Source organism: Zoogloea sp., assembly GCF_028693495.1.
GTDB lineage: Bacteria > Pseudomonadota > Gammaproteobacteria > Burkholderiales > Rhodocyclaceae > Zoogloea.
Map to the genome: position 1 here is coordinate 4,589 of NZ_JAQUVG010000031.1, position 20,486 is coordinate 25,074.

The 20,486-nt window shown below is 62.4% G+C and carries 23 protein-coding genes; 9 read left to right on the forward strand and 14 right to left on the reverse strand.

Going from position 1 to position 20,486, the window contains the following annotated elements:
* Both PHD22_RS07120 and aceB read left to right on the forward strand, forming a co-directional pair.
* The coding region (locus PHD22_RS07120; RefSeq protein WP_366520693.1) for a TSUP family transporter at positions 1-212 on the forward strand (212 nt) is incomplete at its 5' end.
* A gap of 27 nt (positions 213-239) precedes the next feature.
* A complete protein-coding gene (gene aceB, locus PHD22_RS07125; protein ID WP_299864302.1) occupies positions 240-1,838 on the forward strand; it encodes a malate synthase A in 1,599 nt (532 codons plus the stop codon).
* 91 nt (positions 1,839-1,929) lie between these two features.
* Here aceB and PHD22_RS07130 read toward each other — a convergent pair whose 3' ends face one another.
* The 4 genes from PHD22_RS07130 to PHD22_RS07145 are packed head-to-tail and all read right to left on the reverse strand — an operon-like array spanning position 1,930 to position 4,349.
* Positions 1,930-2,181 (reverse strand): DUF167 family protein, encoded by a 252-nt coding sequence (locus PHD22_RS07130; protein ID WP_299864305.1) that lies wholly within the window; start codon positions 2,179-2,181, stop codon positions 1,930-1,932.
* A gap of 38 nt (positions 2,182-2,219) precedes the next feature.
* Positions 2,220-2,792 carry a YggT family protein gene (locus PHD22_RS07135; RefSeq protein WP_299864308.1) on the reverse strand — a complete coding sequence of 191 codons (573 nt, stop codon included), beginning with the start codon at positions 2,790-2,792 and terminating at the stop codon, positions 2,220-2,222.
* A 13-nt stretch (positions 2,793-2,805) separates the two neighbouring features.
* The gene (gene proC / locus PHD22_RS07140) at positions 2,806-3,618 is read right to left on the reverse strand and encodes a pyrroline-5-carboxylate reductase (RefSeq protein ID WP_299864311.1); all 813 of its coding nucleotides are present in this window, start codon (positions 3,616-3,618) and stop codon (positions 2,806-2,808) included.
* A gap of 35 nt (positions 3,619-3,653) precedes the next feature.
* Positions 3,654-4,349 (reverse strand): YggS family pyridoxal phosphate-dependent enzyme, encoded by a 696-nt coding sequence (locus tag PHD22_RS07145; protein WP_299864314.1) that lies wholly within the window; start codon positions 4,347-4,349, stop codon positions 3,654-3,656.
* A 96-nt stretch (positions 4,350-4,445) separates the two neighbouring features.
* Between PHD22_RS07145 and PHD22_RS07150 the strand changes: the two genes are divergently transcribed.
* Together PHD22_RS07150 and PHD22_RS07155 are read left to right on the forward strand one after the other, a co-directional pair.
* Entirely contained in the window at positions 4,446-5,489 is a 1,044-nt protein-coding gene (locus tag PHD22_RS07150; protein ID WP_299864317.1) for a type IV pilus twitching motility protein PilT, read from the forward strand.
* Positions 5,490-5,556: 67 nt separating this feature from the next.
* Entirely contained in the window at positions 5,557-6,690 is a 1,134-nt protein-coding gene (locus PHD22_RS07155; protein WP_299864319.1) for a PilT/PilU family type 4a pilus ATPase, read from the forward strand.
* Positions 6,691-6,709: 19 nt separating this feature from the next.
* Here the strand turns inward: PHD22_RS07155 and PHD22_RS07160 are convergent, their stop codons facing one another.
* The 3 genes from PHD22_RS07160 to PHD22_RS07170 are packed head-to-tail and all read right to left on the reverse strand — an operon-like array spanning position 6,710 to position 9,234.
* A complete protein-coding gene (locus tag PHD22_RS07160; protein ID WP_299864322.1) occupies positions 6,710-7,876 on the reverse strand; it encodes a THUMP domain-containing protein in 1,167 nt (388 codons plus the stop codon).
* A gap of 13 nt (positions 7,877-7,889) precedes the next feature.
* Positions 7,890-8,306: a CopD family protein gene (locus tag PHD22_RS07165; RefSeq protein WP_299864324.1), complete on the reverse strand. Its 417-nt coding sequence runs from the start codon at positions 8,304-8,306 to the stop codon at positions 7,890-7,892.
* A 10-nt stretch (positions 8,307-8,316) separates the two neighbouring features.
* Complete coding sequence (locus tag PHD22_RS07170) at positions 8,317-9,234, reverse strand: SDR family oxidoreductase (RefSeq protein WP_299864327.1); 918 nt, start codon at positions 9,232-9,234, stop codon at positions 8,317-8,319.
* Between the two features lie 27 nt (positions 9,235-9,261).
* Between PHD22_RS07170 and PHD22_RS07175 the strand changes: the two genes are divergently transcribed.
* From PHD22_RS07175 to PHD22_RS07190, 4 genes are all read left to right on the forward strand, one after another.
* Positions 9,262-10,290, forward strand: coding sequence for a CDP-6-deoxy-delta-3,4-glucoseen reductase (locus tag PHD22_RS07175; RefSeq protein ID WP_299864329.1), 1,029 nt, complete (start codon positions 9,262-9,264; stop codon positions 10,288-10,290).
* A gap of 15 nt (positions 10,291-10,305) precedes the next feature.
* Positions 10,306-11,445, forward strand: a complete 1,140-nt coding sequence (locus PHD22_RS07180; RefSeq protein ID WP_299864332.1) for an HDOD domain-containing protein — start codon at positions 10,306-10,308, stop codon at positions 11,443-11,445.
* Positions 11,446-11,619: 174 nt separating this feature from the next.
* Positions 11,620-13,731 carry an ATP-binding protein gene (locus PHD22_RS07185; protein ID WP_299864335.1) on the forward strand — a complete coding sequence of 704 codons (2,112 nt, stop codon included), beginning with the start codon at positions 11,620-11,622 and terminating at the stop codon, positions 13,729-13,731.
* Positions 13,732-13,758: 27 nt separating this feature from the next.
* Positions 13,759-13,983 carry a hypothetical protein gene (locus PHD22_RS07190; RefSeq protein WP_299864338.1) on the forward strand — a complete coding sequence of 75 codons (225 nt, stop codon included), beginning with the start codon at positions 13,759-13,761 and terminating at the stop codon, positions 13,981-13,983.
* Here PHD22_RS07190 and PHD22_RS07195 read toward each other — a convergent pair whose 3' ends face one another.
* Both PHD22_RS07195 and PHD22_RS07200 read right to left on the reverse strand, forming a co-directional pair.
* Positions 13,984-14,280 (reverse strand): SPOR domain-containing protein, encoded by a 297-nt coding sequence (locus PHD22_RS07195; protein WP_299864340.1) that lies wholly within the window; start codon positions 14,278-14,280, stop codon positions 13,984-13,986.
* 596 nt (positions 14,281-14,876) lie between these two features.
* Positions 14,877-15,452 (reverse strand): DUF2802 domain-containing protein, encoded by a 576-nt coding sequence (locus PHD22_RS07200; protein ID WP_299864342.1) that lies wholly within the window; start codon positions 15,450-15,452, stop codon positions 14,877-14,879.
* Between the two features lie 156 nt (positions 15,453-15,608).
* Between PHD22_RS07200 and PHD22_RS07205 the strand changes: the two genes are divergently transcribed.
* Entirely contained in the window at positions 15,609-16,358 is a 750-nt protein-coding gene (locus PHD22_RS07205) for a YdcF family protein (protein ID WP_299864345.1), read from the forward strand.
* Here the strand turns inward: PHD22_RS07205 and PHD22_RS07210 are convergent.
* The 5 genes from PHD22_RS07210 to PHD22_RS07230 all read right to left on the reverse strand — a co-directional run bounded on the left by PHD22_RS07210 (position 16,348) and on the right by PHD22_RS07230 (position 20,485).
* Positions 16,348-17,145, reverse strand: a complete 798-nt coding sequence (locus PHD22_RS07210; RefSeq protein WP_299864348.1) for an enoyl-CoA hydratase-related protein — start codon at positions 17,143-17,145, stop codon at positions 16,348-16,350. The genes PHD22_RS07205 and PHD22_RS07210 overlap by 11 nt on opposite strands.
* Before the next feature lie 79 nt (positions 17,146-17,224).
* Positions 17,225-18,547 (reverse strand): UDP-glucose/GDP-mannose dehydrogenase family protein, encoded by a 1,323-nt coding sequence (locus PHD22_RS07215; protein WP_299864351.1) that lies wholly within the window; start codon positions 18,545-18,547, stop codon positions 17,225-17,227.
* Between the two features lie 75 nt (positions 18,548-18,622).
* Entirely contained in the window at positions 18,623-19,798 is a 1,176-nt protein-coding gene (gene lapB, locus PHD22_RS07220) for a lipopolysaccharide assembly protein LapB (RefSeq protein WP_299864354.1), read from the reverse strand.
* 4 nt (positions 19,799-19,802) lie between these two features.
* On the reverse strand, positions 19,803-20,102 hold the full coding sequence (locus PHD22_RS07225) for a lipopolysaccharide assembly protein LapA domain-containing protein (protein WP_299864357.1): 300 nt from the start codon (positions 20,100-20,102) through the stop codon (positions 19,803-19,805).
* 98 nt (positions 20,103-20,200) lie between these two features.
* Entirely contained in the window at positions 20,201-20,485 is a 285-nt protein-coding gene (locus tag PHD22_RS07230; RefSeq protein ID WP_299864360.1) for an integration host factor subunit beta, read from the reverse strand.
* Position 20,486: the final 1 nt, after the last annotated feature.

A 20,486-nucleotide genomic window follows, 5' to 3' on the forward strand; every position in this document is an offset into this window, starting at 1 on the left:
CGGCGGTCAATTACACCGTGGCCGCGGCCACCTTCATCAGCGCGGGCGCCATCAGCTGGCCCCACACCCTGCTGATGATCGCGACCGTCATGGCTGGCGCCTTTGCCGGCGCGGCTTTCGCGCGGCGCCTGCCGGCCATCTGGCTGCGCCGGCTGGTGGTGGCGGTGGGCAGCGTCCTCAGCCTCATCTATTTCATCAAGACTTACGCTTAACCTTAACCTTCACCACAAGGAGCTTCCATGAGCCTCAACCTGCCCCAGGGCATGCAGATCAACGCCCCCCTCCAGCCCGGCTACGAGTCCATCCTCACCCTCGAGGCCCTCGAGTTCGTCGCCAAGCTGCACCGCGCCTTCGAGCCGCGCCGCCAGGAACTCCTGAAGGCCCGCGTCGAGCGCCAGGCCCGCATCGACGCCGGCGAGATGCCCGACTTCCTGCCCGAAACCAAGCACATCCGCGAAGGCGACTGGAAGGTCGCCCCGCTGCCCAAGGCCCTCGAGCGCCGCCGCACCGAGATCACCGGCCCGGTCGAGGCCAAGATGATCATCAACGCCTTCAACTCCGGCGCTGACTCCTACATGACCGACTTCGAGGACTCCAACAGCCCGAAGTGGGACAACCAGATCCAGGGCCAGATCAACATCTACAAGGCCATCCGCCGCGAGCTGTCGTTCAAGAACGAAGCCGGCAAGGAATACAAGCTCAACGACAAAATCGCAACCCTGCAGATCCGCCCGCGCGGCTGGCATCTGGATGAGAAGCACGTCACCGTTGATGGCCAGCGCGTCTCCGGCGGCATCTTCGACTTCGGCCTGGTGTTCTTCCACAACGCCAAGGAGCAGATCGCCCGCGGGGCCGGCCCCTTCTTCTACCTGCCGAAGATGGAGAGCCACCTGGAAGCTCGCCTGTGGAACGACATCTTCGTGATGGCCCAGGAGCACATCGGCCTGCCGCAAGGCACCATCAAGGCCACCGTGCTGATCGAGACCATCCTCGCCACCTTCGAGATGGAAGAGATCCTCTACGAGCTGCGCAACCACTCCGCCGGCCTCAACGCCGGGCGCTGGGACTACATCTTCTCGTGCATCAAGAAGTTCAAGAAGAACAAGGATTTCTGCCTGGCCCAGCGTAGCGCCATCACCATGGAAGTGCCCTTCATGCGCGGCTACGCGCTGGCCCTGGTGCAGGCATGCCACAAGCGCGGCGCCCCCGCCATGGGCGGCATGTCGGCCCTGATCCCGATCAAGAACGATCCGGAAGCCAACGAAAAGGCCCTGGCCGGCATCCGCCACGACAAGACCCGCGACGCCAACGACGGCTTCGACGGCGGCTGGGTGGCTCACCCGGGCCTCGTCGCCATCGCCGCCGAAGAGTTCCAGAAGGTGCTCGGCGACAAGCCCAACCAGTGGGAGAAGCAGGTGGAAGGCAAGTTCGGCCCCGAGCAGTGGCTGGATTTCCGCCCGACCACCCCGATCACCGAAGCCGGCCTGCGCAACAACATCAACGTGGGCATCCACTACCTGGGCTCCTGGCTCGCCGGCAACGGCTGCGTACCCATCCACAACCTGATGGAAGACGCCGCCACCGCCGAGATCTCCCGCTCCCAGGTGTGGCAGTGGGTGGTGTCGCCCAAGGGCGTGCTGGATGACGGCCGCAAGGTGACCGTCGAGATGGTCCGCCCGATGATCGCCGAGGAGCTCGCCAAGGTGAAGGCCACCGTCAGCGCCCAGGGCGAAGACACCGCCAGCTACGACCAGGCCGCGGTGATCTTCGACACGATGTCGCTGACTCCGGAATACCCGGAGTTCCTGACCCTGCCCCTGTACGAGGCGATGGCGTAATCAGGGTATCCGTCCCGCGCCCGGCGCGGGACTGGAAACAACAACGGCAGCCCCTGGGCTGCCGTTGTTGCAGGAATACCTCGCCAGGGGATCAGCCAGCAAACGCCTCCACCGCGCCCGGTGCAGCACCACGGATGCGGACCCGTTTGGCACGGGATGCCTCCCCACTGACCAGCTCCACCGACGCTTTGGACACCCCTGCCGCCCTGGCAATGAAGGCAATCAATGCAGCATTCGCCTTGCCGTCCACGGGGGGCGCAGCCAGATGGATCTTGAGGGCATCACCATGGAGACCCGCAAACTCGGTCTTTTTTGCCCCCGGCTGGACATGCAGGGAAAGCATCAGGCTTCCGTCCCCAGTCTGGGTCCACCAGGCCATGTTCAGGCAAGTCCCACCAGCATGTACTTTCCCATGGCCAGCGCACTGAGCAGCACCTGCAACACCAGCAGGAAAGCAATGGGACTCAGATCCACCCCTCCGACAAGGGGAATCACCCGCCGGAAAGGTCTCAGGAAAGGTTCAGCCAGCGCATTGATGACACCGGCCATCGGAGCATGGGGGTTCACCCAGGACAGCACCGCCGACATCAGCACCACAGCCATCAGCAGGTAGAGGGCAACCTTGGCCACCTCCAGCAAGCCTACCCCCCAGATCACGAAGAGCAGGCTGAGAGGATCGGCTACGCCAAGGACACCCCGCACCGTCAGCGCCACAAAGATCACCAGAACCTGGACCACCCAGGCTGGCAGCAAGCTGGCCAGATCCAGCCCCCCGAGGCCCGGAATGAAACGCCGTAACGGAAGCACCAGCCAGTCGGTGGTCGCCACAACGAACTGACCAATCGGGTTGCGGAAGGAGATCCGCTGCCACTGCATCACAAAGCGGGCCAGAAGAACACCGGAAAGGAGCCCTCCGAGGGTATCGACGATGGTCAGGACAAGGTTGCCGAGCATGATCGGGCCCCGTTCAATCGCGGCCGAGCTGTTCGCCCAGCTCCTGGCCCCGGGTCTCGGCCGCCCTGACCGCCCGGATTACGACAGCCGGCAAATCATCCGCCGCAAAGGACGCCAGCGCCGCGGCCGTGGTTCCCCCCTTGGATGTCACCCGCTCCCGCAGCACCGCGGGAGATTCCTCGCTGGCTGCTGCCAGCTGGGCCGCTCCGAGTACCGTATCGATGGCCAGCTTGCGGGCCGTACCTGCGTCAAAGCCCAGGGACAGCCCGGCAGCCTCGAGACATTCGATGAAATGGAATACGTAGGCCGGACCACTGCCCGAAACAGCCGTGACCCCATCGATCCGGGCCTCCTCTGCAACCCAGACGGTACTCCCGACAGCAGCCAGCACCTGCTCTGCGGCCGCACGCCCCGCGGCATCCACGGAAGCATCCGCATACAGGCCAGTGATCCCGGCACCGATCAGGGCCGGAGTATTGGGCATTGCCCGCACCAGGCGCGTGTATCCACCCAGCCAGCGCCCGATGTCTGCCAGGCGCAGACCTGCAGCGATGCTGAGCACCAGCTGGCCAGCGAGACGCCCGGACAGTGACGCCAGCGCATCCTTCATCTGCTGGGGCTTGACGGCCAGTACCAGCACATCACAGGCCAGCGCCTGCTCATCGGCCCGCTCGACGGCACGTACCCCCCACCCACTGTGGAGCCGCTCCCGGCCCTCTGCCGACAACTCGATGGCCTGCAGATCGGCCGCCAAAAAACCCTGCTTGATGAGACCGCCGATGAGCGCAGCAGCCATGTTGCCGCCGCCGAGGAAGGTAATCTTCATGAACTCTGTTCTCCGTTGTTTGGAATCAGGTGCCCTCAGTCACGGGCACCAAAAATGGCCGTACCCACCCGCACCAGGGTCGAACCCTCGGCAACCGCCGCCTCCAGGTCATCGGACATGCCCATGGACAGGGTGTCCAGGTGCAGGCCCTCTGCATTGAGCTGATCCCGGAGCTGGCGCAGGGTTCCAAAACGGGAACGCTGCAGGACCAGGTTGGAAATGGGCTCCGGGATCGCCATCAGGCCACGCAAGCACAGACGGGGCAAGGCCGCCACAGCCCGGGCCAGCTCAGGCACTTCGGCAGGCGCCACACCGCTCTTGCTCTCCTCGCCGCTCACGTTCACCTGAATGCAGACATTCAGGGGCGGCAGATGCGCGTCCCGCTGCTCGGACAGGCGCTGGGCGATCCGGAGGCGGTCGATGGAGTGAACCCAGGCGAAGTGAGCCGCCACAGGACGGGTTTTGTTGCTCTGGAGAGGACCGATGAAATGCCATTCCAGCTTCAGGTCTGCCAGCGCTTGCGCCTTGGCTACCCCTTCCTGGACGTAATTCTCACCAAAGGCCTGCTGCCCGGCCTCCGCAGCCCATTGAACATGTGATGCCGGCTTGGTCTTGCTGACCGCCAGCAGCCGGACTTCGCCCGGGTCACGACCCGCTGCCCGGGCGGCGGCCTCGATACGGTCTGCAATCGCCTGAAGGCGAGCGGATATGCGTTTTTTATAATCTTCCAAGGCTCAGATCTGGGCAGTTGGGGCGGTTGAGTATAGCATCGGGTCCATTGCTGAAAATCTTGCCCGCCAATCGCCGTCAGCCTGCCCCCTTCGCCCATGGACATCACCGAACTGCTCGCCTTTACCGTCAAGAACAAGGCCTCCGACCTGCACCTGTCGTCCGGCCTGCCCCCGATGATCCGGGTGCATGGCGACGTGCGTCGCATCAACCTGCCGGCCCTGACCCACAAGGACGTGCATGGCATGGTGTATGACATCATGAATGACTCCCAGCGCAAGCAGTATGAGGAATTCTTCGAAACCGACTTCTCCTTCGAAATTCCCAATCTGGCTCGCTTCCGGGTCAACGCCTTCAACCAGAACCGGGGTTCAGCAGCGGTCTTCCGGGTCATTCCTTCCAAGGTGCTGAGCCTCGACGAGCTCAACTGCCCGAAGATCTTCAAGGAAATCGCCAATCAGCCCCGGGGTATCGTGCTGGTCACCGGCCCCACGGGCTCCGGCAAGTCCACCACCCTCGCTGCCATGGTGGATTACGTGAACGAAAACGAATACGGCCATATCCTCACCGTCGAGGACCCGATCGAATTCGTCCACGAATCGAAGCGCTGCCTGATCAACCAGCGGGAAGTGGCGCGGGATACACTGTCTTTTAATGCCGCCCTGCGCTCGGCCCTGCGGGAAGATCCGGACGTGATCCTGGTTGGTGAGATGCGCGATCTGGAAACCATCCGGCTCGCTCTTACGGCCGCAGAAACCGGCCACCTGGTCTTCGGTACCCTGCACACTTCATCGGCAGCCAAGACCATCGACCGTATCGTGGACGTCTTCCCTGCCGAAGAGAAGGACATGGTCCGGGCCATGATGTCGGAATCCCTGCGGGCGGTCATTTCCCAAACCCTGCTCAAGACCAAGGATGGCACCGGCCGGGTGGCTGCCCATGAGATCATGATTGGCACACCGGCCATCCGCAACCTGATCCGCGAAAACAAGGTCGCCCAGATGTACTCGGCCATTCAGACCGGTCAGAGTGTCGGCATGCAGACCCTCGATCAGTGTCTGGCCGATCTGGTCCGCCGCAACGTCGTATCGACCGCAGAAGCCCGCCTGCGTGCCCAGAACAAGGACAGCCTCCCGATCTGAGGGTCCCGCCCTTCTCAAAAGGAAGAGAGAACCCGCCCACCTCCAGCACCGGCCCCAGGAAGACATCATGGAACGCGATCAGGCCCTCAAATTCATGCACGATCTGCTGCGTCTGATGCTGCAGAAGAACGGCTCCGACCTCTTCATCACCGCCAACTTTCCACCCGCGATCAAGGTGGATGGCAAGATCATGCCCCAGTCCAATCAGGTGCTCACTCATACCCATACGGCTGAACTGGCCCGGGTCATCATGAGTGACCGCCAAGCCCAGGAATTCGAAGCTACCAAGGAGTGCAACTTCGCCATCTCCCCGGCCGGCATCGGCCGCTTCCGGGCCAATGCCTTCATTCAACAGGGCCAGGTGGGCATGGTGCTACGCACCATTCCCCAGAAGATACCGACCCTGGACGAACTCGGCCTGCCTGCCGTCCTCAAGGACATCGCCATGTCCAAGCGCGGGCTGGTGATCTTCGTCGGGGGCACCGGTACCGGCAAGACCACCTCCCTTGCCGCCATGGTGGACTACCGCAACGAAAAAAGCTTCGGCCACATCATCACGGTGGAAGATCCGATTGAATTCGTTCATACCCACAAGAACTGCATCGTCACCCAGCGCGAAGTGGGCATTGACACCGAATCCTGGGAGCCGGCCCTGAAGAACACCCTTCGGCAAGCCCCCGATGTGATCCTGATGGGCGAGATCCGCGACCGGGAAACCATGGACTACGCCATCGCCTTTGCCGAAACCGGTCACCTGTGCCTGGCTACCCTCCACGCCAACAGCGCCAACCAGGCCATTGACCGGGTCATCAACTTCTTTCCGGAAGAGCGTCGCCACCAGTTGCTGATGGATCTTTCCCTCAACCTGCGCGCCCTGATCTCCCAACGTCTGCTGCCCATGTGCGACCGCAAGGGCCGGGTACCCGCCGTCGAGGTCATGCTCAACTCCCCGCTGATTTCCGACCTTATTTTCAAGGGCGAGATCCCGGGGATCAAGGAAGTGATGAAGCGCTCTGCCGAACTGGGCATGCAGACCTTCGACCAGAGTCTATTCGACCTGTACGAGAAGGGTCTGATCAGCTATGAGGACGCTCTGCGCAACGCCGACTCGATGAACGACCTGCGCCTGCAGATCAAGCTCAAGAGCCGCCGGGGCGACAAGGACATGCTCTCGGGCATTCAGAACCTCGACATTATCTGATCCACCCCTGACGATCGCCTCAAGCCTGTTCTGGTCTGGGCTTGCGGGCAGATCCGGTCACCATCAGATATTCATAAAGGCGGCATTCGATGGCGCCGTTGAACAATGGCGTGCGCTTGCTGGCCTTGAGACGGACACCCTTGGGCAACGCTGGGTCGCCGCTGAAGAAATAGCAGCGCCAGCCCGCCCAGTGAGATTTCAGCGCGTCGCCAAGCTTGGGATAGAAGGCTTCCAGCTCCGCGGATTCCGACAGGCGCACACCGTAAGGCGGGTTGGCGACCAGCACCCCTTGCGAAGCAGGTGCAGGCAGCTCCAGCATGTCGCTCCGTCCCACGTCCACGCAGCCATCAAGACCTGCGCTGCGCAGGTTGACGATGGTCTTGCGCTGCTGCGCCTCAAGAATGTCGGAACCATGAATGGCCAGCTTTCGAGGAGCCTGACGCCGCATCTCGGCTGCCTGGCGGATCGGTAGCCAGGTTTCCCGCTCGTAATGCTTGAAACGCTCGAAGGCAAAATGTCGCCCCAGCCCCGGGGCCACGTCCAGAGCCATCTGGGCTGCCTCAATGAGGAAGGTCCCGCTACCGCACATGGGATCACACAAGGCCTCCTCGCCAGGTTTCCAGCCGGTCAGGCGCAGGATACCCGCCGCCAGGTTTTCCTTGAGGGGAGCCTCGACCACTGCTGGCTTGAAGCCACGCTTGTAGAGAGGATCTCCGGAAGTATCAAGATAGAGGGTGACCGTGTCCTCCGAGAGGAAAGCGTGGATACGCATGTCTGGCGCCTTGGTGTCCACATCCGGCCGTCGCCCGGCGACCGTACGGAAGTGATCGCATACCGCGTCCTTGATCTTGAGGGTCGTGAACTCAAGGCTGCGCAGGGGTGACTTGTGGGCGGCAACGAACACCCGGATGGTCTGGTCCGGCGTAAACCATTTGGCCCAGGTTGGGGCGTAGGCGATGCGATAGACGTCCTCCTCGCTCCGGTAGCGTCCCATGGCGACCCTCCACAGAACGCGGGTGGCGATGCGGCTCTCCAGGTTGGCCCGGTAGCACAAGGCCCAGTTACCACCAAACTGCACGCCGCCGGGAATGACTCTGGGATCAATGACGCCGAGGGCACGCAGTTCGTCGGCGAGGATGGGCTCAAGGCCACGGGGACAGGGAGCAAAAAAATTCAAGTCAGTCATCTGGAACGGGAAATCAGAAGGGCTTCAGCACCACGAGGAAGACCACCACGAACAACACCAGCACGGGGATCTCGTTAAAGAAGCGGTACCACACATGACTGCGGGTATTACGCCCCTCGGCAAAGGCGCGCATCAGGCGGCCACAATAGAGGTGATAGACAATCAGGAAGGTCACCAGTGCGGTTTTTGCATGAAGCCAGCCACCGGACAGCCCAAAGCCGAACCACAGCCACATCCCCAGGGCGACCGCGAGAATCCCCAGGGGGGTCATGAAACGGTAGAGCTTGTGCTCCATCAGGGTCAGACGTTCGAGGGTCGCCGGATCGCTCACCATCGCATGATTGACGAACAGCCGCGGCAGGTAAAAAAGGCCCGCAAACCAGCTGGTTACAAAAATGATGTGAAGCGCCTTGATGCTCAGGTAAAGCATGATTGATCTTTCATGGCAAGGGTAAGTAATGCCGTTCCGTCCATTCGGCGAGACTTGAAGCGACTGTCGGATAGGCCAGGCGGAAGCGGAGTTCCTTGCGGATGCGCTCGTTACGCAGCCGGCGGGACTCGGACATGAAGGACAGGGTCAGTGGTGACAGGCACCCCATCAGCTCCTGACGGGACAGGCGCGGGGGGCGCGGCAAACCGACCGTATCGGCCACCAGGTCAAAGTAGTCCCCCATCTTCAACTGGCTGTCATCCGAAGCATTGTAGGCCCGGTTGGGCCTGCCCCGGAACAATGCGGTCACCAGCAATCGTGCCAGATCCTCCGCGTGAATGTGGTTGGTATGGACATCCTCTGCGGGCGTCAGGACCGGGTCTCCCTTTTCAAGACGGCCCAGCGGCAGGCGTCCAGCCGAATCGTAGATCCCCGGCGCCCGCAGGATGGAGACCCGACAGCCGGTACGTAGCGCAAAATCACGCAGGCAACGTTCCGCAGCTACCCGCCGTCCGGCCCGGGCGGAGCTCGGCCGCAGGGGCCGGGTTTCATCCAGCCAAGCACCCTGGCAGTCCCCATAAACGCCGGTGGTGCTTATGTAGATTATCCGTCGTGGTAGACTCCCGCGACGAGTCAATGCTGCCAGCAGGTGGCGGGTTCGCGGGTCATCCTCACCCTTGCCCGGCGGAGGTGCGCAGTGCAGGACGTCACCGGCAATGCCGGCCAGACGCGCCAGACTGGCCGGATCGTCCAGATCCGCCACAAGCGGCAGGGCGCCGAGGGCACGCAGGGCTTCGCACTCCTCGGCGCGGCGCACCAGCGCCCGGACACCGAAGCGGGTCGCGAGCCACGGAATGATCCGGCGCGCCACGTCTCCGCTGCCGACAATCAGAACCTGCTTACCATTCAGACGCTTTTTACGTTTCATTTCCCGATTATCTCACGGCCACCCATCATGTCGTTCCAGGTCACCCTCCAGCCCAGCGGCCTCCGTTTTGAAGCGGCCTCCGACGAAACCATTCTTGAGGCAGCCCTCGGCGCCAGCCTGCTACTGCCCTACAGCTGCCGTGACGGCGCCTGTGGTGTCTGCAAGAGCAGGGTTCTGTCCGGAGCACTGGATCTGGGCACCTACTCTGAATCAACCCTCACCTCCGCCGAGCGGGAGCAGGGGCTGGCACTGCTGTGCTGCAGCCGCGCCCTGTCCGACGTGGAGTTGGAAGTTCGCCAGGTCAACCGGGCGGGTGACATCCCCGTCAAGAAGCTCCCCAGCCGGGTCCAGAAAATCACCCGTGCAGCACCCGATGTCATCGTGCTTGAACTCAAGCTGCCGGCAAGCGAGAAATTCCAGTTCGTGGCTGGCCAGTACATCGACTTCCTACTAGCCGACGGGAAGCGCCGCAGCTTTTCCATTGCCAACGCGCCCAGCCAGGGCGGACATATCGAACTGCACATCCGTCTCGTCCCAGGAGGACAGTTCACCACCCACGTCTTCGAGAAGATGAAGGAAAAGGACATCCTGCGTTTCGAAGGTCCGCTGGGCAGCTTCCGGCTCCATGAAAGCTCTGGCAAACCCATCGTCCTGCTGGCGGGAGGAACCGGCTTTGCACCGATCAAGAGCATCGTCGAGGAAGCCCTGGCCACGGGCCGGCACCGCCCGATGACCCTTTACTGGGGCAGCCGGGACCTGGCCGGCCTGTATCAACTTGATCTTGCCCGGCAGTGGGAAGTCGCACTACCCGGCTTCCGCTTCATTCCCGTGCTCTCCGACCCCCAGGCGAGCGACAACTGGTGCGGCCGCACCGGGCTGGCCCATGAAACGCTGATGGACGACCTGCCCGACCTGACAGGCTACGAGATTTACGCCTGCGGATCCCCCGCGATGATCAACGCTGCCCGCCGGGACCTCACCGAACGGTGCCACCTGCCGGCAGACGCTTTCCACGCTGACGCCTTCAGCTTTGCCAGCGATACTCAGGCTGCCTGAACCGGATCTCCTCCCATGAGCCAACCCGTGCTGATCACCCGTGAACCGGTCATCAACAAGCAGTTCAAGATCACGGCCAACCGGCTGATCATTCATGCCGGCTCGGTGGCCAGTGCGGTGGACACCCTCAATGGGCTGGCCGATGTCTGGCCCACCACCCATCCGGTCTTCATCAGCCTGTTCAAGCTGGTACCCACACCGGACCTGCTCAGCTGGGCTGCGCCCGCCAGTGCGATGGTGGAAATTCCAACCCAGGCCATCGCTCATCCCCTGACCCTGTCCCTGATTCCCCGCCTGCAGGAAGCCGGGACCAGCCTGAACCTTACCTGGTACCAGCCGGACACCGTACTGCCTCCCAACGTCCCCTGGCGTTTCGTGATCATCGATGCCAAACGCCATTACCTGACCGCCGACCCGCCGGGCCTGGCCATCGCCTGGGGCCTCAGCGACGTTCCTGAATTCCGGGACGCCATCATTCAGGGCTACGACGGCGCCTCGGGCTGGTTCTTTCTCCGAGGCATCAAGACCGACGGCAAGCTGGCGCCGTCACACGCCCAGATCGTGCGCCTGCTCAATCTGGTCCGCCGCAATGCGGAGGTAAAGGACATCGAGAACGTGCTCAAGCAGGACGTTGCCTTGTCCTACAAACTCCTCCGCTACATCAACTCGGTAGGATTCGGCCTGATGTGCGAGATCCAGTCCTTCCGGCATGCGGTCACCATCCTGGGATATGAAAAGCTGAACAAATGGCTTTCCGTGCTGCTGGTCTCTGCCAGCCGCGACCCTTCCGCCCCCGCCTTGATGCAGACGGCCATTGCCCGTGGCAGGTTCATGGAACAGATCGGGCGGGCCTTCTTCGAGAAGAACGAGCTGGACAACCTGTTCATCACGGGAGCCTTCTCCATGCTGCACCTGCTGCTGGGCGCCAGCCTGCAGGCTGCCCTGGAAGAAATGCACCTGCCGGCTCCTATTGCGGACGCCCTCCTCGGCGGGGATGGCGTCTTCGCTCCGTTCCTCAAGCTGGCCCGCGCCCTGGAAAGCTTCGATGACAAGGCCCTGGCCAGCCTCGCCAGCGAACTCCACATTTCAGCAGAGCAGATCAACCGGGCTCACCTGGAAGCGCTCTCCTTCGCCGACAGCCTGCAATTCAGCTGATGTCCAAGCCCACCAGGTCGCGTCACCACATGGAGATGCTCATGGGGTCGGCTGCGTAATGGGTCACGCTCTCCAGCCGGGAGATCCCGATTGGCGCAGATATGTCACAGCATCCCCCCAGGGGGGCACAGTTAGAATCAAAAGCACAAAATTCATTAAAAATGTGCTCAATTCATGCCCCTCATCCGGACTTCTGCAACGCGCTCCGCTGTCGTGCCCACCGCCCGCCTGCATGCCCTCCCGGAGACCGCTGCAGCGCTGGCCAGCGCCCTGGCATCCGGGCAGACATCCGTTCAGCATCTGGCACACATCGTCATCCTTGATCCGGTCTTGGTTCTGGATCTGTTATTGACCTTTCCCCTCGCACCGGAAGAAGCCGGATCCTTGGCGGAGCAGTTGGCGAACCGCCTTCAACAAATCGAACATGGCCTCCTCCAGGCCTGGGTGCTGCGACACATACTACCCATCACGCCTCGTCACACCAGCGCCCAGAGCCGGCATCACCTGAACGGGCACAGCCTGTTCGTGGCTGAGCTGAGTGCGGCCCTGGCCCGGGCTACGGGCTATCCTGCACCGGATGAAGCCAGGACGGCGGGCCTGCTCCACGACCTGGGCCTGCTCTGGCTGAGCGAATACGCCGATGGTTGCGAGGATCTTCTCTCGAGCGCACCCGACGAGGCGCAGCTCAGCGCCCGCGAATGGCCCCAGGGGCTCGAACACGCCGAGCTGGCTGCCCAGCTGGTCACCCGTTGCGGGTTACCTTCAAGCGTCAGCGACAGCATTGCCCTCCATCATGCCACCCCTGCAGCCCTCGGTGGCGCACATCCGCTGATGCTCCTTCTGGCCGCAGCGGAATCCCTCGCAGGCGAATGGGCAACACCCGCCCCGGCAAAACTGGAGGTGGCCAGCCAGCTGCTCGGGCTTGCTCCCCCTGCCCTGCAACAGTGCATGGAAGAAGCAGCAGAGAGGGTCATGGAAAGAACGCAGGCCTGCCCTTGGAGCGTGCCCGGGACCACATTTTCCGCGACATCTCTCCTTGACGGTATCGTGACCCGGATTGCGCTGGAAGCCTGCGCCCACAGCGTGTTTGTCCGTACCGGGTGGAGCTGGCCGGTTTTCTCACAGGCCTTACGTCTACTGCTGGGTCTGGACGCGCCCGTCATTTTCGTCGAATCCGTCGATAAAGGAATGCTGCTGTGCAGGCCAGCCCCCGGCCAGGCCGATCTCCGACAGATCCGCGTTCCTGCAGACGACGCCCTCAGTCTGATCGTCGGCGCGCTGCGCAGTGGCCAGGAAACACGCTACCAGGCAGACCGGCCTGGCCCCGGTCGCAGCACCGCCGACTGGCAGCTCGCCCGCGGGTTGAACTGCGACGGTCTGCTCTGTGTACCCTGGGAAAACATTCACGAATCTGGCGTTGCCGTATTTCCCTATCCAGGCCGCACGGGCGATGACGGGGAGAGCGCCAGGGGGCTGCGCAAAACCCTGGTACAGGCTGCCACGTCCCGCCTGTCCGCATCCCTGGCAGAAGAAAAGATGCGCCTGAATCTGGAGGAACGTGTGGCACGCCGCTATATCGAGCACGCCAGGCGCATCGCCCATGAGGCCAGCAACCCGCTGACTGCGCTGAAAAACTATCTCAGCATCATCGACGAACGCACAACCGACGCCCTCCTGCAGGAACAACTGCGACTTCTGGGCGAAGAGCTCGACCGGGTCCATGGCCTGATCCGGCAGGCCAGCAACTTCAACGGCGTGACCCGATCAGGTCCGTCCTCCAGCAGCGTAGCCGAAATCCTCCGCGATCTGTGTGCGTTGTACGGAGAAGCGCTCTTTACCCGGCAGGGTATCCGCTTCGAAATCCGCACGCCCCCCAACCTGCCAGCGGCCGCGATTGCTCCGGATACGCTCAAGCAGATCCTGCTGAACCTGTTCAAGAACGCCGCCGAAGCCTTGCCGGCAGGAGGAAAACTGACGCTGTCGGCAGTATCCGGTGTGAATACGAACGGCAAGCCGTGCCTGGAAATCCGGGTGAGCGACAACGGGCCAGGTCTCTCTCCCGAGCAGATCCGGACCCTGTTCACCCACGGAAACCGCAACAGCAACAAACCCGGCGGCGGCGTGGGCCTGCCCCTCGTGCACGAGCTGGTTACCAGCAACGGCGGCACGCTCCTCTGCCGCAGCCAGCCGGGAGCAGGCACGGCCTTCCAGATTTACATGCCACTGGCAAACCCGGAGGCGGCCCTTACGGACTACACGAACAGTCATACTCCGGAGCTAGAGTGAGGTCGTCGTGTTTAAACGGAGATCACTATGGGGCTCTATCGACTCTTCCTCGCCCATCCTCGTCATCCGGAATCCCCGCGCCTGCTCGCGGAACATGTGGATCCCGCATGGCTCAAGCAACGTGGCTACGACGTTGCCCGCAATCTGGGCGAGGCAGCCGCCGTGTGGTCGCCCGTGGACAGCAACAGTCCAGCGGCACGGCTGGCATTGCATTGTCGCAGCGGCCATGCACTTGCCATCGTGCATGCCTGATCAACGCGCGAGGATGATCAAGGCCCCTGCGTCGAGGCCCTTCTCCTTGAGTCGGCTCTGGGCCTGCTCTGCCTGAATGCGATCGGCAAAAGGGCCCACCACGACCCGGGCCTCCACCCGTGCCGGCATACCCGCCTGGGCAAGCCTGGCACGCACCTCTTCAGCAGCCTGAAAACTCGAAAAATGGCCGAATTGCAGGGCGTACGCACGGGAAGATGTCTGTACGCCCGCCAGTGCAGGCTCGCGTACCGCCGCCGAAGCCAAGGCCGGGGCCACAGGAGTGCTGTCGGCGCCCACCCTACCCGCCCCGCCGTTCGAAAGCGTGGCCGGTGTCACACCCGGAGCCCGGGCTGTCACACCAGGAGGTGCTGCGCTGACCGATCCGCCGCCTGCAGCAGCCGCAAGGACAGGGGAAGCACCTCGTGGGAGGGGCGCTTGAGCGGATTCACGCGGAGCCTCCATCACACGGCCGGGCCTGGATGATCCCTCGACCGGGGCAGAAGATGGCTGCGCCCTGGACACCGGCCGCGCGGGTGCTGCCGTACGCCGTTCGGGTAGCGGAGATTCATCCTCAGGCAATGCAGGGGGCGCAGACTCCTCGGTTGTTTCTTCAGGTGGGGGCTCGGACGGACTTTCAGCCCCTGCCCGCAGAACATCCGGGGGCACGTCGCGCCCGACCTCCGGCTCGCTGATCCGGGGAGGAGCAATGGGTTTGGAGGGCAGGGCCAACTCCACAGGTTTGGGCGGACGCGACAGATAATCGAAGACAGACAGCCCCCCTAGCAACAGGGCAATCAAGCCCCCTGCCGCTGCCGCCCGAAACCAGAGTTGCCGTCGGCCATCCTCATCGACCGCCAGGTCAAGAGTGTCAGTGGAATCATCCTGTCGTTCGCTCACGCGTTACCCTCCGCCCTTGCGAGGGCACATACCAGCTCCGCCTCGGCCACGGAAATACCGCAATGCTCGGCAATCCGGATGGCATCCACGCCGCGACTGGCCAGCAACATGGCTTCCGAGTGCTGGGGAGATTCCGGACGGGCGTACGGCTTTTCCCGTTCCCACGACTCCTGACGTGTTGCCTGCACGTCCTGGGCAGCCTGCTGCTGCAGACTGTCACGCAACTCGTCCATGCCCCGGCGGGTGAGCGCCAGCTCACGTCGAAGGAAATCCACCTCGGTCCGTAATTGCGTGACATCCCGACGGAGCTGCTGGAACTCCAGTTCATTGAACAGCTCCCGGGCGACGGATTCGTCTTCCGTGGTCAACGCACCCGAGGCTCCCACCCCCCCGGTGAGGCTGGAGGATGGCGCCAGCGGGCGCTCCTGGAGACGCTCGGTGGATTGTTCGGTCGTACCGGACTTAAGGCCTCCAGGCCGGGCCAGACGAGCCAGGACCACTGCAAGATAAATGGCAAGAACCGCCACCAGAGCCCAGATCGCCTCGCGTACTCCCACATCCAGTTCGATCATTGGAAGCGCCTTCCGGACAACCGGACTCGATCGAATTTCCTACCCCTGCTTACAATGGTCATTTCCCTGGTGGCTGGCGCGCATTTGACGCTGCGATAATAGCCGTGCCTGTATCCACCGACAATGTGCCACACGGCCCGAGAGCCATCTTTTCCCATGTTTCTGCTGAAAAAGCTGGTCAGCGCCCTTCTTCTTCCCCCCACAGGGCCCCTCCTGCTCATCATCACCGGCCTGGTGGTGGCACGGTGGCGCCCACGCCCGGGTCATCTGCTGGCCTGGGCAGGCGTCGCAAGCACCCTGGCCCTGAGCATGCCCACCCTGGTGAGACCCCTTGTATTGCCTCTCGAGGATGTACCAACGATCGGGACGGACGCTCTGCAACAGGGCCAGGCCATCGTGATTCTGGCAGGCGGCAAGCGTCGTTACGCACCAGAGTTTGGGGGCGAAACCATCAACGCGCTCACTCTGGAGCGCGTACGCTACGGCGCCAGGCTGGCACGCCAAAGTGGCTTGCCGCTGCTGGTCAGCGGCGGTCGCCTGGAAGGCACCCACTCCGAGGCAGGCCTGATGCAGGAAGCACTCTCCGTGGACTTCGGGTTAAAGCCCCGCTGGATTGAGGAACAGTCCCGCGACACCCAGGAAAATGCGCTCTACTCTGCCCGGATACTCCGCTCCGAAGGGATCGAAAGGATCATCCTGGTGACCCATGCCGCCCACATGCAACGGGCTGCACGAGCTTATGAGATGGCCGGACTCCAGGTCATTCCGGCCCCGACCGCCTACCTCGCAGACAAGGACACTGGAGATCCTGGCCTGCCGGAACTTCCCAGCATGAGGGCCAGCTATGCCGGCTGGTACGCCAGCCACGAGTGGCTGGGCCGCCTGGCCCAGTGGATCAGTCCCTGAACTCCGGCTTGCGCCGGGCGAGAAAAGCCCGCACACCTTCATCAAAACCAGGGCGAGAGGTACAGCGGGCAAAGGCTTCACCCTCCAGTTGCAACTGGGCCGGCAAGGACTGATCGGGGGACTGATTGAGCAAGGCCTTGATTTCTGCCTGGGTCCTGCGACAGCCCGCCTTGAGCTGATCGATCAGGGCCGAAACGGCAGCATCCAGATGCCCTGTCGCCACCACGCGGTTGACGATCCCCAGGCTCAAGGCCTGGCGAGCATCGATCCGGTCGGCCAGCAGCAACAGCTCCAGCGCCTTTCGCCGCCCCACGATCCGCGGCAGGAACCAGGAAACACCGCCATCCCCCGACACGCCGATACCCGCGTAGGCGGTGGAAAAGCAGGCCTGCTCCTCAGCCAGCACCAGATCACATCCCAATACCAGGGAGAGACCGAAACCCACGCACGCCCCCTGGACCCGGCCCACCACAGGTACCGGCAGTGCCTGCAGCCCCTCCACGACCGGATTGATGTACTGCTCGATCAAGGCCCGGAAATTGACGAGGCGGCTCTCGGGGCTCAAATTCAGGGCAGCTGAAAACTCCTGCAGGTCACCGCCGGCCATGAAATGCGCTCCAGCCCCCTGGAGCACCACCACCCGGTAATCCCCCCGCCGTGAAAGCTGGGCGACCGCATCCGCCAGGGCTTTCATCATCTCGACCGACAGGGCGTTCAAGACGTCCGGCCGATTCAGGGTCAGGGTTGCAACACCCTCAGCAAAATCCAGCAGCACAGGGGAGGTCATTCCGGAGCTCCAGGCCAATACGGGAACACATCATTCGGCGAAACCAGCGGACGCAGCCGGCCCCAGGGGCCGACATCGGTCAAGGCCGGCCGATGCTCAGATAGGTGAGCCCAGCCGCCCTCGGGAGTACAGGGTCGAAGATGTTGCGGCCATCAAAGATGATGGGGAATTTGAGTTTCGATCGGATCACCTCGAAATCCGGGCTGCGAAACTCCTTCCACTCCGTGACGATCAGGAGTGCATCGGCTTCGTCCAGGGCCTGCAGGGGACGCTCGGCATAACGCAGGCGGGGGTCATCTCCAAAGATCCGGCGAGTCTCGTCCATCGCCACCGGATCGTAAGCGGTGACGGTTGCTCCTCGCCGGAACAGCTCGGCAATGATCACCCGACTGGGCGCCTCCCGCATGTCGTCGGTGTTCGGTTTGAAGGCCAGGCCCCACAAGGCGAAGTGATGTCCACTGAGGTCTTCACCAAAGTGCGCCACCACCTTGTTCACCAGTACCAGTTTCTGGGCATCATTGGCTTCTTCAACAGCGTTCAGCACACGCAGCGGATGCCCCTCCTCCGATCCGGTACGGATCAACGCCTTGACGTCCTTGGGAAAGCAGGAGCCGCCATAACCACATCCGGCATACAGGAAATGGTAGCCGATGCGGGGATCGCTACCGATACCCTGCCGCACCAGTTCGATGTCCGCCCCGAGAGACTCAGCCAGAAGGGCCAGCTCATTCATGAAGCTGATCCGGGTCGCCAGCATCGCGTTGGCTGCATACTTGGTGAGTTCGGCGCTGCGCAGGTCCATGATCAGGAGCTTTTCATGATTGCGCTGAAAGGGCGCATACAAGGCCTTCATCATGAAGATGGCCCGATCATCTTCAGCACCCACCACGATGCGGTCGGGACGCATGAAATCCTCCACCGCAGCACCTTCCTTGAGGAACTCCGGGTTCGACACCACACTGTAGGGAATGTCTTCTCCCCGCGTCTCAAGCTCCGCACGAACCGCCGCATTGACCTTGTCTGCCGTTCCGACCGGCACGGTGCTCTTGTCCACGATCACCTTGTAATCAGTCATGTAACGGCCGATATTGCGGGCTGCCGAAAGCACGTACTGCAGATCAGCCGAGCCATCCTCATCGGGAGGGGTCCCCACGGCGATGAACTGGATCGTGCCAAACTGGACCGCCTCCTGGACATTGGTCGTGAAATGAAGACGCCCCGCCGCCACGTTGCGGGCCACCACCTGGTCCAGTCCCGGCTCGTGGATGGGAATGCCGCCTTCCTTCAGGATGCGGATCTTCTCCGGATCCAGGTCAAGACACAGCACATCGTTGCCCATTTCCGCCAGGCATGCACCAGACACCAGACCCACGTAACCCGTACCCACGACGGTAATTTTCATCTCATTGCTCCAGATTGAAATGCGATGATCTGCCAGCACCACCCCGGATCCAGGCCGGCATCGACCCTCTTGGAATCAGGGCGACAGATCGAATTCTTCCGTACGCCGGGGCGGATAGGTTTCCCAGCCGCCACAGGCCGGACAACGCCAGTAAAACTGACGGGCCTTGAAGCCGCAGGTATCGCAGCGATAACGGGCAACCCGCCGGGTATGGCCATGCACCAATCCCTTTACCAGTTCAATGTCCGTACGTTGCCCTACCGGTGCCGTGAGCAGCGCTGCCTCGAGAAGCTTGTCCAGCCCGAGAAGCGTCGGATTACGGCGCAATTCGTCACGCACGAGGGCATAAGCCGCCGGGGCGCCCTCCTGCTGCAACTCCCACTGGAACAAGGCGTCGAGCAGATCCAGCGACGGATACTGCTCAAGGTAACTGCGCAGAAGCTGCATGCCCTGCTCGAGTTCTCCCAGACGCCGGTAGGCATCCATCAAGCGCTCGGCCACCAGTGCCAGATAGACCGGATTCTGCCCCTCCACCCGTTTCCAGGCCTCCAGGGCAGCCCGATCATTGCCCCGGGCGGCCTGCAGATCACCAAGCAACAGACTCGCACGAACGGATTTCCGGTTGATTTCAAGGGCTCGGTCCAGATTATCCTGAGCCTCATCGTAGCGGGAGTTGGCCAGGTCCATGGTGGCCAGCTCGCAATGGAAATTCGAGATCTCCTTTTCCCTGAGGAGGCTCTCATGCCCTGGCAGGGCTTGTGCGGTCTGAATGGCCTTGCGCCAATCCTTCTCTTGCTGGTAGATATCCAGCAGATGCTTGAGGGCAAACTCCTTGAGACGGGTTTCCTTGAGCTGCACGAATACCGCTTCCGCCCTATCCAGCAAACCCGCCTTCAGAAAATCCAGTCCCAGTTCGGACAAGGCCTGCAGACGCTGCTCCTCGGAAAGATCGTCCCGGTCGATGAGGTTCTGATGCATGCGGATCGCCCGGTCGGTTTCCCCACGGCGGCGGAACAGGCTGCCGAGCGCAAAATGCAGCTCCACGGTCTGATTGTCGATCTTGGCCGCCTCGATGAACGCGTCGATGGCCTTGTCGGGCTGCTCGTTCAGGAGAAAATTGAGACCGGTCAGGTAGCTCCGCGGCAATGTACGGGACTCCTTGACCAGATGCTTGATATCGATACGGGCCGCCATCCACCCAAGAGCGAAGAAGAGCGGAAATGCCAGCAACCACCAGAGTTCGAATTCCATGGGCTCAATAGTTCTCGGGCAGGTCAGCCGGATGCGGCACCAACGGTGAGGAGGGTGTCCCCTCCCCTTGGCGGGCGGCACGCAACTGATCAATCTCACGCTGCTGGCGGTAGAGCGTGGCCATGGTGGCACTCACTCCAATCAGGGCGCCAATCACCACAAACAACAGAATGACGAGAACCAGAGGCGCCTGCCACTGGGAGCCAAAGAAGAACCGAAGAACCACGATATCGTCGTTCTTGACGGCAAAGCCGAAGAGGATACTGAAAAGCAGGAGCCTGATGGCCCAGATGAGCGCGCGCATGCTCTAAATTATCCCCGACACAGACAAAAAAAAGAAGGCGGCTTTCGCCGCCTTCTGGATCGAGCCAGGGCTACCGGTCGGGGAAGCATCCCATGATGTCAGGGCATCATGTCGACACGTTCCCGCAGCTCCTTGCCAGCCTTGAAGTGCGGAACATATTTTTCCGGCACCTGCACCTTTTCACCCGACTTGGGATTACGTCCAACCCGGGGAGGACGGTAGTTCAAGGCAAAGCTACCGAAGCCGCGGATCTCGATGCGATCGCCCCGTGACAGGGCCTCCGTCATCGCATCGAGAATCATCTTGACGGCAAACTCGGCGTCTTTCGCCACAAGCTGGGGGAAACGCTCCGCCAGCCGGGCGATGAGCTCCGACTTGGTCATC

What these genes read in the sequence shown, in the direction of transcription:
- aceB (WP_299864302.1), top strand. Translation starts at nt 240, where the DNA reads ATGAGCCTCAACCTGCCCCAGGGCATGCAGATCAACGCCCCCCTCCAG.
- PHD22_RS07130 (WP_299864305.1), bottom strand. Translation starts at nt 2,181, where the DNA reads ATGCTTTCCCTGCATGTCCAGCCGGGGGCAAAAAAGACCGAGTTTGCG.
- PHD22_RS07135 (WP_299864308.1), bottom strand. Translation starts at nt 2,792, where the DNA reads ATGCTCGGCAACCTTGTCCTGACCATCGTCGATACCCTCGGAGGGCTC.
- proC (WP_299864311.1), bottom strand. Translation starts at nt 3,618, where the DNA reads ATGAAGATTACCTTCCTCGGCGGCGGCAACATGGCTGCTGCGCTCATC.
- PHD22_RS07150 (WP_299864317.1), top strand. Translation starts at nt 4,446, where the DNA reads ATGGACATCACCGAACTGCTCGCCTTTACCGTCAAGAACAAGGCCTCC.
- PHD22_RS07155 (WP_299864319.1), top strand. Translation starts at nt 5,557, where the DNA reads ATGGAACGCGATCAGGCCCTCAAATTCATGCACGATCTGCTGCGTCTG.
- PHD22_RS07160 (WP_299864322.1), bottom strand. Translation starts at nt 7,876, where the DNA reads ATGACTGACTTGAATTTTTTTGCTCCCTGTCCCCGTGGCCTTGAGCCC.
- PHD22_RS07165 (WP_299864324.1), bottom strand. Translation starts at nt 8,306, where the DNA reads ATGCTTTACCTGAGCATCAAGGCGCTTCACATCATTTTTGTAACCAGC.
- PHD22_RS07170 (WP_299864327.1), bottom strand. Translation starts at nt 9,234, where the DNA reads ATGAAACGTAAAAAGCGTCTGAATGGTAAGCAGGTTCTGATTGTCGGC.
- PHD22_RS07175 (WP_299864329.1), top strand. Translation starts at nt 9,262, where the DNA reads ATGTCGTTCCAGGTCACCCTCCAGCCCAGCGGCCTCCGTTTTGAAGCG.
- PHD22_RS07180 (WP_299864332.1), top strand. Translation starts at nt 10,306, where the DNA reads ATGAGCCAACCCGTGCTGATCACCCGTGAACCGGTCATCAACAAGCAG.
- PHD22_RS07185 (WP_299864335.1), top strand. Translation starts at nt 11,620, where the DNA reads ATGCCCCTCATCCGGACTTCTGCAACGCGCTCCGCTGTCGTGCCCACC.
- PHD22_RS07190 (WP_299864338.1), top strand. Translation starts at nt 13,759, where the DNA reads ATGGGGCTCTATCGACTCTTCCTCGCCCATCCTCGTCATCCGGAATCC.
- PHD22_RS07200 (WP_299864342.1), bottom strand. Translation starts at nt 15,452, where the DNA reads ATGATCGAACTGGATGTGGGAGTACGCGAGGCGATCTGGGCTCTGGTG.
- PHD22_RS07205 (WP_299864345.1), top strand. Translation starts at nt 15,609, where the DNA reads ATGTTTCTGCTGAAAAAGCTGGTCAGCGCCCTTCTTCTTCCCCCCACA.
- PHD22_RS07210 (WP_299864348.1), bottom strand. Translation starts at nt 17,145, where the DNA reads ATGACCTCCCCTGTGCTGCTGGATTTTGCTGAGGGTGTTGCAACCCTG.
- PHD22_RS07215 (WP_299864351.1), bottom strand. Translation starts at nt 18,547, where the DNA reads ATGAAAATTACCGTCGTGGGTACGGGTTACGTGGGTCTGGTGTCTGGT.
- lapB (WP_299864354.1), bottom strand. Translation starts at nt 19,798, where the DNA reads ATGGAATTCGAACTCTGGTGGTTGCTGGCATTTCCGCTCTTCTTCGCT.
- PHD22_RS07225 (WP_299864357.1), bottom strand. Translation starts at nt 20,102, where the DNA reads ATGCGCGCGCTCATCTGGGCCATCAGGCTCCTGCTTTTCAGTATCCTC.
- PHD22_RS07230 (WP_299864360.1), bottom strand. Translation starts at nt 20,485, where the DNA reads ATGACCAAGTCGGAGCTCATCGCCCGGCTGGCGGAGCGTTTCCCCCAG.